General features: G+C 32.9%; 10 protein-coding genes. 3 read left to right on the plus strand and 7 right to left on the minus strand.

The features are described 5' to 3' along the window. Positions 1 to 3: 3 nt before the first annotated feature. Positions 4 to 672 (plus strand): fibronectin type III domain-containing protein, encoded by a 669-nt coding sequence (locus AC2DZ0_RS01725; protein WP_484643283.1) that lies wholly within the window; start codon positions 4 to 6, stop codon positions 670 to 672. 63 nt (positions 673 to 735) lie between these two features. Beyond that, the gene (locus AC2DZ0_RS01730) at positions 736 to 1,575 is read left to right on the plus strand and encodes a mechanosensitive ion channel family protein (protein ID WP_484643285.1); all 840 of its coding nucleotides are present in this window, start codon (positions 736 to 738) and stop codon (positions 1,573 to 1,575) included. A gap of 210 nt (positions 1,576 to 1,785) precedes the next feature. On the opposite strand, the gene AC2DZ0_RS01735 is transcribed toward AC2DZ0_RS01730, so the two are convergent. The 7 genes from AC2DZ0_RS01735 to AC2DZ0_RS01765 all read right to left on the minus strand — a co-directional run bounded on the left by AC2DZ0_RS01735 (position 1,786) and on the right by AC2DZ0_RS01765 (position 11,200). Continuing rightward, positions 1,786 to 2,265 (minus strand): Mpo1 family 2-hydroxy fatty acid dioxygenase, encoded by a 480-nt coding sequence (locus AC2DZ0_RS01735; RefSeq protein WP_484643286.1) that lies wholly within the window; start codon positions 2,263 to 2,265, stop codon positions 1,786 to 1,788. Between the two features lie 93 nt (positions 2,266 to 2,358). Next, a complete protein-coding gene (locus AC2DZ0_RS01740) occupies positions 2,359 to 3,315 on the minus strand; it encodes a family 16 glycosylhydrolase (protein WP_484643288.1) in 957 nt (318 codons plus the stop codon). A 204-nt stretch (positions 3,316 to 3,519) separates the two neighbouring features. Further along, positions 3,520 to 4,443: a Na/Pi cotransporter family protein gene (locus AC2DZ0_RS01745; RefSeq protein WP_484643290.1), complete on the minus strand. Its 924-nt coding sequence runs from the start codon at positions 4,441 to 4,443 to the stop codon at positions 3,520 to 3,522. A 43-nt stretch (positions 4,444 to 4,486) separates the two neighbouring features. Beyond that, a complete protein-coding gene (locus AC2DZ0_RS01750) occupies positions 4,487 to 5,710 on the minus strand; it encodes a multidrug effflux MFS transporter (protein WP_484643292.1) in 1,224 nt (407 codons plus the stop codon). Between the two features lie 200 nt (positions 5,711 to 5,910). Next, positions 5,911 to 6,216 (minus strand): hypothetical protein, encoded by a 306-nt coding sequence (locus tag AC2DZ0_RS01755; protein ID WP_484643293.1) that lies wholly within the window; start codon positions 6,214 to 6,216, stop codon positions 5,911 to 5,913. A 185-nt stretch (positions 6,217 to 6,401) separates the two neighbouring features. After that, a complete protein-coding gene (locus AC2DZ0_RS01760; RefSeq protein WP_484643295.1) occupies positions 6,402 to 9,668 on the minus strand; it encodes a VPS10 domain-containing protein in 3,267 nt (1,088 codons plus the stop codon). Between the two features lie 452 nt (positions 9,669 to 10,120). Further along, the gene (locus AC2DZ0_RS01765; RefSeq protein WP_484643296.1) at positions 10,121 to 11,200 is read right to left on the minus strand and encodes a bestrophin family protein; all 1,080 of its coding nucleotides are present in this window, start codon (positions 11,198 to 11,200) and stop codon (positions 10,121 to 10,123) included. Positions 11,201 to 11,535: 335 nt separating this feature from the next. Here AC2DZ0_RS01765 and AC2DZ0_RS01770 point away from each other — a divergent pair, with 335 nt between their 5' ends. Next, entirely contained in the window at positions 11,536 to 13,425 is a 1,890-nt protein-coding gene (locus AC2DZ0_RS01770; RefSeq protein ID WP_484643298.1) for a right-handed parallel beta-helix repeat-containing protein, read from the plus strand. Positions 13,426 to 13,762 lie beyond the last annotated feature (337 nt).

A 13,762-nucleotide genomic window follows, 5' to 3' on the forward strand; every position in this document is an offset into this window, starting at 1 on the left:
ATTATGAAAAAAATAATATATATCATCGGGCTAGCTGTTTTGTTTTATAATTGCGGGAAAGAAGATTCAAATAGTGCACCTACAATTCCTGAGCTGGTGTTCCCCACAAATAATCAAGCATGTACAGATTTAAATCTAATATTGCAATGGGAACCATCGGTTGATTCTGAAGGTGATAAAGTTTCTTATTTATTAGAGGTTTCCAATACAGTTTCTTTTTCTCAATTAGTGCATGAAGAGGTAGTTGAAGAAGCAACAAAGACGATTACTGTAACTGGTGATGCTGTTTATTATTGGAGAGTTCAAGCAAGAGATAATTCTGGTGCAACAAGTGAATATAGTAGTGTTTATGGTTTTTATTCAGAAACAGAAGGAGTTGAAAATCATGTTCCTTTTGCTGCAAATTTGTTAGAGCCTTCTATGAATGGGAATGTTATAGCAGGTGACATTAGATTGCAATGGCAAGCAGAAGATTTAGACGAAAATGAGGTTTTAACTTTTGATGTGTACATGGGAACTTCTCAAAATATGTTACAGAATGAGGCCATGCGTATTTCTAACAACTATTTTGAGATTAGTTTAACAACGGGGACATATTTCTGGAGAATTGATGTTAGCGATATTGATGGAGCTCAAGCTATTGGACAAGTTTGGAAGTTTACAGTAGAGTAGAGATTAGAATTCACAGTTTCTTTTTTGTTATTTTTATCTTATTTTGCCATAAATAATTCTTTTATGGAAGAACTTAATGAACTATTAAATTTTGAATTGTATGTGTATCAAGAACACTCCTTGACGGTATTTGAGGTGGTCACAGCGATTATTTTGTTTTTTGCTACAAAATTAATTTTGTGGTTGATAAAAAAGGCATTAGATAGAGAAACTAGAGTTCATAATATTGATACAGGTAATTCCTTTGCCATGTTTCAAATAATAAAATATTTTATTTGGATTGTAGTGGTGATTTTGATTCTCGAGATTGTTGGAGTTAAAATAAGTGTTTTGTTGGCTGGATCTGCGGCATTGTTAGTGGGTATTGGTCTTGGTTTACAGCAAACATTTAATGATATTCTGTCTGGGGTACTGCTACTTTTTGAGAAGTCGGTAAAAGTAGGTGATATTTTAGATATTGATGGAGAGATTGTTATTATAGAAGAGATAGGATTACGTACCTCACAGGCAAAAACGAGAATGAATATTGTAATTCTTATTCCAAATTCTATCATCACAACAAACAAGGTGATCAATTGGAGTAATCAGACAAGAAAAACACAGTTTAGTATTTCTGTTGGGGTTGCATATGGGAGTGATGTGAATTTGGTAATGCAGTTGTTGTGTGATGCCGCTTCTAACCATATTGAGGTTTTAAATGATGGAAGTATTCAAGCTAGATTGTCAAATTTTGGAAATTCCTCTTTAGATTTTACACTGCTATTTTCGAGTGTAAATATATTTGAAATTGAAAGGATAAAAAGTGATATACGAATTGCAATTGAAAAGAAATTCCAAATAAATAACATAAATGTTCCCTTCCCACAGTTGGATGTACATATGAGAAATATGGAAAAAATATAATAAACAGTTAAATGAAATTATAAAATGCTCATGATTATCTCATGAGCATTTTAATTATGCGGAACAGTTATTTATTGGATTAGTGTTCACCATGATTACAACCTTTTAATGTGCCAGGTAGTGCGGCGTAATTTTAAACTTTTTCAAACAAGTAGTTTAAAATTGTTTTTATAGATGAAATCTTAGAATAGATTATTTTGTTTAGGTAGCTTAGTATTTTATTTCCAGGTTACTGTAAATAAAATGTAATAGCCACCCTGGACCAACTAGTAAAAATTGCAGATCTTTAAAAAATGATGGTTTTTTACCCTCAACTTTATGCCCATAAAATTGCCCAATCCAAGCAAGAACAAAAACGATCAAACTTATTTGCCACAAAGGAAGTTGAATATAAATTTCTAAAAATTCACACAAAAAAATGCAAACAAGGCTAAATACAAGCATCCCTATGGCTAGTGATTTTGAAAGCGTAACATAATATATGAGTACGAAAAACAAGGAAATAGTGGCCCAATTAGAAAATGTACTGGCTCCTATTAAATTGTGTAAGTGTATTTTAGGAATACTGTACAATAATGCAACAATAGACCAAAAAATTAAGGGAACACAGATCCAGTGAATAGCTTTGTTGGTTTTATTTTTGTGACTTTCACCATATTCTTCTAATAGCGCATCAATTTTCCTAGACATAGTAGTAACTATTTATTTTAAAAGTTACTGAATTTCAACCAAAATTAAAAATACTAGGTAAAAGTAGTTTCTGTAATTCTATAGGAGTTTATATCATTCTGGCTTATAAACTCTAATCCAATCAAAACGGGCAGTGGACCTGGCTTCAGAGAGAACAGATGGATCTGTAAGGTAGTTGATACCTTGGTTCGCTCTCCATGGCTGTGCAGCGGCACTAATTATTAAAAACATAGGTTTCGTCAATCCATTTCCGTTTGTGTGATTTCTAGGATCAATTTCGTTTTTTGGTGTTGTCCTTACTAGTTCACCATCCACATAATATTTTAACGTCCATGGGTCTTCCCATAAAACCCCATATTCATGAAAATCATCAGCCCAATAAGTTCCTTTTCCGTCTGCGTAATAAGTTTCCGGTCCAGAAGGTTGATAGTCATCAAAAGGGTCTCTGATAAATGTATGATGACTTAAATGTAAACGTTTGGAGAAGTAGTCATTTGTTTTATCTCCATACGCTTCTAAGTTGTCGATTTCTTGAGTTGAATCTTGACTTAACATCCATACTGCAGTGGCTAATGAAGATTCACTAATTTTTGCTCTTACAACCATATACATTGGATATTGTACGGAATTTTTAGAACTGATACATCCTGTCTTAATAGTCTCACCAAGTATTGTTGCTTTGTATATCATTTCACCATTTGTAATCGTTGACTGAGAACCGCTGTATTGAGTCATACCTGGTCCAGTCCAAGCATTTATATAGCCAACTTTCCAGTCGTTATTAAATTCGTCTGTTTCTTTTCCTTCATAGTTGAACTCATTAGATAACTTTTCTTGCAGTACCCATTTTTTATCATCTGGTAATTCAGGTAGATTGTTATTCTCTTCAGATTGCCCTTCCTCATTATCATCTTCTTCAGTTGGAGTTGATGGCACTTCAGTTTCCGTTTTTACATCATTTTGATGGATGTCGTCATCGCTACTGCATGAGGTCATTATATTGAAAGTAAATATTAGAAGTGAAATTAAGCTGATCATATTGGTTTTCATATTATGATATCTAAGTTTATTAAGGTGTCAAATTTAAAACACTACATCTTTGTGAAATCAGAACTATACTTGATTAAAAATAGACAAAAAATAAAAATGAATCGCTAGAAATGTCATGAGTCAACAACAGAAAGCAATAAACTAGACAGTTTTGAAACTATTTTAATATTAGTTTTTGAATAGTCAAAAGTTTTGAAAACGTACTTAATTTTTAGATCCTAAAAGTTGCGCTGTTTTTTTAGTAAAAGGTAAAAGAATACAGGCAATGGCTATATTGAAAAATAAGTGAGCAAAAGCTACTTGATAGGCTAGTGAGTTGGTTAGTGATTCTACCAGTATAACAAAGTAGGAGGAAAGAGGTAAGTATATTAAAACTCCGATACTGTTGAATATTAAGTTAGCAACTGCAGTTCTTTTTGCAGCGTGTTGTAAGTTTATAGCGGCCAAAAAAGCGGTACTTGTTGTTCCTATGTTAGACCCTACCACAATGGCAATGGCACCACTAAGATCTAGAACTCCATTCGAACATAAAATAATGGCTAAACCTATAGTGACCGAACTAGATTGACATATTGCTGTAACAAAAGCACCTATGAGAACACCAATTAACGGTATGGTAGCATAGGAAAGTAAGGTTTCCAATAGAGGGCTATTTTTGATTGGATCAAGGTTTTGACTGATTAGCTCTAAACTAAATAAAATCAGACCTAAATAAAAAATTGGTTTTGAAACTACAGAGAGTTTTCCTTTAAAATAGCCTAAAATAAAACCTAAGGCAATTAGAGATACTCCTAAAGCTTCTATCTTAAATGAAACCAACCAGGCGGTTACCGTCGTTCCAATGTTACTCCCAAGTAAAATGGGTAAGGAATTCCCAAATGAAATAACCCCGCTGTCCACAATGCTTATAACAATTGCAACTACGGCGCTACTAGACTGAACTAATGCTGTAGCGGAAAATCCAAAAATAATTCCTTTGAATCTATTTTGAGTAAAACGTTCAATGCTGGTCTGCATTGTACCACTTAAATATTTTAATAGATTTTCAGAAAAACTTTCTAGACTATGTGTGAAAAGACCTATTGCTGCTATTACTGATACCAAAACTTTCCACCAAATTATTTCCATTGCTTTTTTTTATGTTATGGTAAATTTAGAAAAAAGGAAGCAATTATGTTTTTTTGTGTTTATAAAAATAGCGAAAAATAGAAGCATTTTCCATCAGGTGGATTAGGAGAATTGAAATCGAACTACAAATAAAAAAACCAACGAACATAGGAAGCGCTGTTGTATCTATATTTCGTCCTATCCACAGTGCTATAGGGACAGCAATTACCGTAGATAAAAAGCCTGATAAAGCTGCTCCGATTCCTGCAACATGTCCAATAGGTTCCATAGTAAGTGCCCTTATGTTCCCAAAAATAAATCCAAGGCATAGAAATAGAAAAGATAAATAAGAATACAGTATAAGAATATGTGGATTTGGTTGTTGGTAAAATAGGAGTACATAAGATAAAGAAACAGTTGAAAATACATACAATGCAAGATTTGAAATTTTGCTCATACCTAGTTTTAAAACTATACTTCCGTTAAAAAGTGTGGCAAGTCCAAGAAAGAAGGAAATTGCAGCAATGATGTAAACATAAGCATTTGTGAGTCCGTATTGATCCTGAAATATTTGTTTTGAAGCACTCAAAAACACCATAAAACATCCTGTAATGATCCCAGTGATAGCTGTATACAACAGGGTGCTTTTGAATTTGAAAAACTCTTTTGTACCGTTGATAAAAAGCACTTTTGTTAGTTTTAGTCTCTTAGACTTTTTTAAAGTTTCTTCTTGGCGTAGAATAAACCATAACAGGACTATCATGGCAAAAAGTATTTGAAAATAGAATATTCCTTGCCAATTAGAATAAACTATTATTTGTTGTCCGATGATAGGGGCTATCATTGGAATAAGAATAAAAATTACAGTAACAAATGACATAATTCTTGCCATATGGTTTCCTGTGTATTTATCTCTTATAATTGAAACACTGATAGTTCTAGGAGCGGAGAGTCCAATTCCTTGAAGTACCCTACCTATGAGCATTGTGGTTAAATCTTGAGAAAATAGGCAAATAATACTCGCAATTATAAAAATTGAAAATCCGTAATAAACAACAGGTTTTCTTCCCAAGCTATCTGAAATTGTACCGAAAATTAGTTGACCGATACCTAAGCCTAAAAAGATCATTGTAATTAGTAACTGCAGGTTTGTGCTGCTAGGATTCCCAATCGAATTTCCTATTTGTGCTAGTCCCGGTAATATAGAATCTATGGACATGGCAACATTTGCCATAAGTAATGCCATTAAAGCTATAAATTCTAATTCTGAATATTTTTTATTTGCCATATAACTTTTTTAGTAGGTTGGTATGGCTTCCATATTAGGTATTTGAAATCCTGTTACAAAGTTACATTTGTATAGATGGTTAAATGTTAATTTTTTTCAAATGTTTTGAAAAGTATCCGAGGTTAAGTTGTTAGTGTTTATTTAAAAAAAAAGAGAAACCTTTGGTTTCTCTTTTAACTAAACTAATCATATGAAATCAATTACTTTTTCCAGTATGAGTTCATTGCCTTCATTTTTTCTGGACCTACTAGGTCTTTAATTTTTTTAGTTGCTTTTTGTTTAGCTTTTTTAATTTGAGCTTTTTCCTGGTCTTTTGGTAATTTTTGTTTTCTTATGGCTTTGATTTCTTTTGTCTTTTCAGCATTGATTTTATTAGCTTCTACAGTTTCTTGTTCTGTAAAGTTAGCATGCTCTATGGCACCTTGAAAAGTTTTTTTCTCTTGAGAGAATCCACTTACTGCTACAAATAGGAATAAAACAAAGAATACTTGTGTTACTTTTTTCATGTTATAATGTTTATTGGTTATTATTGTAGTACAATATTATTGCTTTTTACGAATAAGGACTTGTTCAAATCGGTTAAGAATTAGAACAGATGTTCAAAAGTGATTTTTTTTAAAGCTGTTAGTTCTTATCTATCAAAAAAGCCGCTTTGAAGAAAAAAAGCGGCTTTTGCTTGGGACTTGTATACCTATTTTATAATTAATTTAGTCACTAATTTTTTTGTCCCTGTGTTTATTTCAACAAAATACATTCCCTTTTTTAGGTTTTCTGTAGTCACCGTTGAAATAGTATTATTATGGCTACCAAAATAAACTTGTTTTCCGTGGATATCGAATATTCTAACCGTTGCGTTTGAGTTTTCGGGTAATGCAATATTAATTGCACCAATTGACGATGGGTTCGGGTAGATATTAATTTTATCTGATGCTATAATTGGATCGCTGTTTTTGGTGATTCCAGTTTTTGCTGAGGTTCCAGAGATGTATTCAAATTTCCACTGCGTCCAGTCCCCAGAATATGTTGTAGGCCTTTGGAGTAAAATTGAATTATCAGAATTTGTTTCTGGTCTAAAGTACATTCCTGTAGTTCTGTTTTGCAAATAGAAATATCCGTCTGAAGTATTTGTTTTTTTCCACTGAGTATAGTTTCCAGTATAATTTGTTGGTCTTTGACTCAATGCATCTCCATCGTTCATGTCATCAGGTCTAAAATACATTCCCGTCTCTACATTTTTTAAATAAAAGTAATCATCACTCGTTGCAATAGTTGTCCACCTCGTATAATCACCGGTCCAAGATGACGGGACTTGTATTAAATTGGCACCATCTGTATTGTTCGTTGGACGAATCTTTTTTCCAGTTTGTTTATTTATGATGTAAAATTGTTGATTATTTTCGGGAGTAGCAGTACTTGTTGGGTACCATTGACCTCGGTACCATCCACTACCTAATTCGGATAGCCAAAAAACATTTTCGTTATCAGGGTCAGTTTTAATGTCTGTTATTCTATCATGATTGGCAAGGTTTTTACTAACTTTTATCCATGTGTTACCTCCATTCCTTGAAATATAAGCTCCTCCGTTAAGAAAATTCTTATGTCTACCTACAGCTGCTACTATAATGTTGCTGTTTTTTTGAGAGACATCAACATGCCATACTTGAGGCATTTCAAATATTTTTGTCCAGGTAACCGCTTTGTCGGTACTTTTCCAAATACCCCCTTGCGCTGCAGAAGCACTGTAAGTTCCACATGCAATGTAAATATCATTGTTTTTTGGACTTATAAAGACATTGTTTACTGAGGTAATATCGGAAGGGAGGCTGTTGATTTTATTCCATGAACCACCATTGTTATACGATCTATATAAGCCCCCCTTTACGCCATTTCTTCCTTGGTTTAATGCGGCATACACAGTATTGTTGTTTGAAGGAAAAAGTGCCATTCGATTCACACTGCAACCGGAAGGTAGTCCGCTATTTGATAGACTCCAATTTGCTCCTCCATTAGTGCTTTTGTATACTCCAAATTTACCATGATCTAATTTATTAAAACCACCTACTTCGGAAATTGGATTACTCGTTAGACAAGCAAGCATGTTATTCGGATTGACTTTATCAATTAACAACGAATTCCAATGCATCACATCTTGTGATAAGTTTGAATTCGGGTAATCAATAATTTCACCTGCTGTTTTCCAAGTTTTACCAGCATCTGTAGATTTTCTTAAATCATCTCGGAAATTTTGACGGTGTTGAAGTGTAAAAATAATGTCAGGATTATTAGGATGCACTGCTACTGTAGCGGTAGAATGTGCTCCTCCAGGATTCACTTGTCCTTCAAGTTGTTTTACAGCAATAGGTCTTTGGGTTGATTCTGAATTTGCAGATTTCCATAAACCATGCTCACCACTAGCAAACAGTTTTCTACCGGGAATTCCTGTTTCAACAAGCATCATTCGACCCGGCAAATTACTACCACCTCGACCTGTCCAAGCTTTACTTCCAGGACTTGATTCTATATCATCAATTTGTTTCCAGTTATTCCCATTGTCAGTAGATTTTAATATTTGTTGGTCTAAACTTATAAAGACATCACCATTAGAATTGATTGATAAAAACCTACATCCCCAAAGCTCTTCTCTAATATCCATTTCATGTTGAAGATGGGCGAACTTTGTGTTTATAGTTGTCTTTGGTGTATTTCTTATATTGTTCCAATAATTTTTGTCTGTTTCGTTTTTCCAATAGGAACCAGTTCTTGTTGCAGGAAACCAATTTTTTCCCCCATTCGTTGTTTTCCAAACATCCCCAGGTCCAAAAGAATAATCGTGTTTTACATTGTGTGAAATGTAAATTTCTTTTGAGTTTTTTGGGTTTATTACGATTCGGTTGAAGGTTGGCAATATACTTTTAGGGTAGGTATTACTTATGTCGGATTGGTTTATTCCCAACCAATGAGCAACCGTTTTTTTGTAATAGTTTTTTGTTAAATTACTGTTGATTTCTGTTAAATCAATTGCTAAATCACCAGTAATGGAGGTCCAGCTATCTCCCATATCTTCACTTAGATATATTCCGCCTGTAGAAGCATAGGTGTTTCCAGATTTGTAATAATTAGTTTGTTCAATCAAATAATACTTTAAAACATTAGTTGCTTTGTCGTAGTAATAGATCATATCCTTTGGTGCATTATTAGGAAGACCGTTTTTGCTTGAACTCCATGTTTTACCGCCATCTAAACTTTTATAAACACCGGTATTAGCCGCCATTAGTACTTTGTTTGAGTTTTTAGGGTTTACTAAGATTTTACAAACACTTAAAGTAGAAGGAAGTCCTGCTGTTATTTTTTGCCAACTTACTCCTTTGTTGGTAGAGCGGTAAATGTGCCCTGTGACAGCAGTTGACCTTTGTTCCCCTGTTTTATTGGCCTTGGTTCTGTGGTTTCTTTTAACATCCCAAAAGGTTCCGGCTCCAATAAACCAATTGTTGTCGTTTGATGGATCTACAGAGATTTCATTGTGGGCTTTGCCTAATGAAAAACTTTGTTTCTGCCATGTTTTTCCCTTGTCAGTGGTTTTGAATAATCCACCTAGTTCATCGGTAGCAAATCCTAATTTTGCATTTTGTCGAGAGAATTCTATATCATAAGTTCTGCTCATATCTCTTGGGTTCCCATCATAATCTAAAATAGTTTGCCAGGAGTTTCCACCATCGAAAGAGCCATATGCATTGAACATATCAGGTGCCATATGAATTGTAGAGGGATCGGTAGGGTGGCACCAAAAAAACTCGGTATAACCTGAAGTTCCAGGACCGAATTGAGTCCAGACTAACTTTTCTGAAGAGGTGACCCTTTTCGTTTGTAATTTTTGAAAATAGTCTTCATCTAATTGTGCAAACATTGTTGTACTGGAAATAAAGAACAACAAAAGTTTAAATTGTTTGTTTTTTAACATTTGGTTTGGTTTAGTTAATGAAAGTCACAATTTAAGGTATAAAAGAGCTTTTTTTAGGGGTGTTTTTCCTTTTTTAGAGGTGAGTTGTACAGATTATCACTTTGTCTAGTTTTTGTAATAGTGTGATAAATACAGGGTTTGCAGCTTTTTTAAAGGGGGAGATTTAGTTTTGGTTTGTGCCATAAAGATGATTTTTGGGGTAGAATGAAAATCATTTGTTGCACAATCTTTTTTTTTAGATTTTGATTTGAAAGTTTACAAACCCTTATTAATATTGAAAATTAACTATTGTTAAGGAGCTATGTTTTTTAATTAAAAATAATGAAAGTTGCCTGATTCATATCTAAGTATAAAAAAATCACTTGTTTATTTGGTTTGAAATTACCCAATAGACAAGTGATTTTTTTATGAAGATCTTACTTTGATTCAATAAGTTTTTTAATTGAATCAGTTTACATTTGTGTATGAAATAGTTCAGGATGTTGTTTGGGGATGTTTTCTTTCGAATCTCCTATGATCTCTCTAATGTCAATTTCAATTCCTCTAGAAATTGTTGTAATAGGAACATCATTACTCATTCCTTCAAAAGGATTTTCTGAAACATCACCAACACGCTCCATCAACATAAATACCCATGAAATAATAATGTTAAAAGGGATGGTAAGCCATACAAAATGTGATGCAATAAAAGTATACATGGGGTTATTTGAATTTGTTTTAAGTAGTTCTTCTCCAATTTGATCAAATTCATTCATCAATCCAAAGGGAAGTAGTAGTACAAAAATCCACACGAAAAAATTATTAAGGGTCGCGAATTGCCTTGGATAGGGGAAATTTTTTATTCTTTCTGCTTTTCCCTGTAAGGTAAAGAATTCTTCTATTAAATTTTTAAATTCTATATGTCTAAAATCATCAATTAATCCTGCGAGTTTTAGTTCTTTGAAATGGTTTGATTGAAGTTTTAAGCAACCGACTTGTTTGTTCGTCATGCTAAGAACGTCATTGGTTTCACTATCGGATAAATATCCTTGTAATTCCTCCTCTAATGAGAATTCATACTCCCTTACTTTTATACCAAACATATGTTCTTTATCTGAAGTATTCGTATGGGTGGTTTCCCATCCTTTTTTTGATCTTAAAGCGTGTCTTAAGCAGGTCATCCAAGCGATATGTCTTAAAATAATTGCTTTCTTAATTTGAAAAAAATCTTCCTCAGATCTTGGCGTCTCTGTGAATTCATTCGTAAGGAAGTCGTTTAGCATTGTTGCTAATAGCCTCGAGCTGTTGACAATTCCACCGTAAATTTTTCTGGCCTCCCATAACCTCCCGTAAGATGCATTGTTTTTGAAACCACTAATAAATGCGAGTGCGGTACCGATTAAACTAATAGGCAACCAAGGTAGGTGAAGCCAATTCCAATCTAATAGGTCATAAAGGATTACAGGGATTAAAGAAATGGGTATAAAATAATAAATATATCTCCTGGTCCATTTTATTACAGTTGCTACGGGGTATATTTTTTTAGTAAACATGAAGCGAAAATTTTTATCTAAGAAAGGTACTACTATTTAGAAAATAATGTTTTTGATTTTAATGACATTTTTTTTGTTATTGATGAATAAGAACAGGCTTACGAGTTTTTTTATTGAAATGTCATATATAAAACAGTAGGCGTTTCATTACTGTTTTCCATTTGTTTATTTGAAATATGCTCTGTTTTTTTTAAGTAGTTTATTATTAATCTGTTGAGGTCGTTTCTATCGGGGCTAACTTGCCGAAGATATATTAATTGTTCAATAAATTTAAAATATATATACGTTTGCTGCTTTTAGTTTGATAAACTAAGTATAACTTTTAAAAAATTACAATGAAAAAAACAATGAAGGTCACAGGCCTATTTTTATGTACAACCTTGTTATTAGGTTTGCAGTCTTGCAAAGAAGATGTAATCGAAGAAAATAGCATTACAAAAATTTCAGATCCTACAGTTAAAAGTAATTCCTTAAAAAGAGTTTCAGAAATATGTTTGTTTGATGATTTGAGTTTCCAAAGTAATTCAACGAATCTTGTATCGTGTATTTGGGATTTAGGAGGAGCGGTTGTTATCCTTGAACCCAATATAAATTTTGTTTTTAATGGAGGAGATATAGTTAATGGTACTTTGGTTTTTGATGGTGGAGGATTGGATGGTGCTTTGTTGAATTCAACTTTGAATATTGAAGGAAACGTTTCTTTGTTATCAAATGAATATAATTTTGAAGCAGCTAGATGGAATGTTACAGAAGGTATTGTTGAGGATTCAATAGCTAGTAAAAATACCTTACAGATGAATAGGGCCATTGCAACGGTAAAAGGATTGAATGGTAGTTCTATGTATATTGATGATCTTGACGCATTTTTCAATGTAGAAACAGCATTTGCAAATAATGTAAAAATGACTGAAAATTCAATTTTAATACCTTCTAATTTCCATTTGAGACTAGGGGAGATGGCTTATATCAAAGTACAGCCTACCCATATGCCTGCTTATGCTTTGATATCCATGTACGATACGGAGAATTCTTCTATTACTGGCGGGCATCTTGTGGGAGATAGAGCTGCACATGACTACAGTCCTTTTACAAGTGTTTACGGAGTTTCTAGAGATACTCATGAGTTTGGTTATTTGTTAAATATAATTGGCGCTCATGATGCAGTTGTTGAGGGAGTTAAGATGAGTGAAGCTATTGGTGATGGAATCATGGTAAGTCAAAGTAAATTAAGAAATCCGGATGGAAGTTTGACAGATGGAAATAGGACTACTGAAAGATTGCTTATTAACGATTGTGAAATATTTAATGTGAGAAGAAATGGTATTTCTATAACTGATGCATACGAAACTAGGATTGAAAATTGTCATATACATCATGTAGGAAATGGCAATCAACATTATGATAGTTCAGGGAATTTGGTTTACAGTAGTGCAGGTGTAGCTCCTAAATATGGAATTGATCTAGAAGCATATCGTGAACGTACTGCTGATGGTGCTTTATTGGAATATCAAAAAGTTGAGGGGGTTGTGATAGATAATTGCGATTTGTATGAGAATGAAGCTGGTGACATTGTTAGTTATTCTGCAAGTTATGTGGTTATAGAAAATAATAGAATGGATAAAAGGTTAGGTACGGGACATTCTAATAATGTTGTTGTAAAAAACAATGTATTTGTAAATAGGGAAGCGGCATCTGTAAATGGTATTTTTGCGATAAATGTGAAATCTAAAAAAATATTGGGAGAAGAAATTGTTCAAAATATCATGGTTTCGGGAAATCAAATTACAGGTTATTATACAGGATTAACCTTGGGCGGAAATAACATTACTGCTGAGAATAATATAATTACAGATTGTAGAAATGGAATTTCTTTTGGAATACTATCTAACGCTTCAGTTTTGAACAATGATATTATTAGCAATTTAGATATCAAATGTTATGGTTTTATTGGATACAAGTCAGAAATATTCAACACGGTGGTTGATGGTGGTAATGTTAGTGTTAGTCATGCATCTATGATTCTTCAAAAAATTAACGAATTTAGTACTACTACAGCTTACGATTTGACGTTTCAGAATTTAACATTGGATTCTAACAAAAGTTACAAATACACACTTATGTATGACAGTAAAAATATTTTATTTAAAGATATAATGAGTAACACAAAATTGTACAAACGTAACTGTACAAACATCGGTAGAGATAATGCTCAGTTTCAAAATTGATGTTTTTTGGAATTCTATTAAGATCCGAATAGCCGTAATGGCTGTTCGGATTTTTTTTGAAGTTTTTGAATCAATATTTTAAGATGCTTCAGTAAAATATGTTTGTTTTATTACCGTAGTTGTAAGGGATTCCTCCAAATAGAATTTCACAGATGTCTATGAATGTTGTTGGTTTTTAATATGTTTGTTTACAGTGTTTTATTTGTTTTTAGGGTTAGGATGTTGCTATTAATGGTAAGAGTGGAAAAGTCATTAAATGGTATATTAAGTTTTAATCAAGTTTTTTACAAGACCTTAAAAACATATGTTCTAATTGGAAATTCATTTCGAATTCAAA

Source organism: Flavicella sp. IMCC45668 (assembly GCF_057219105.1).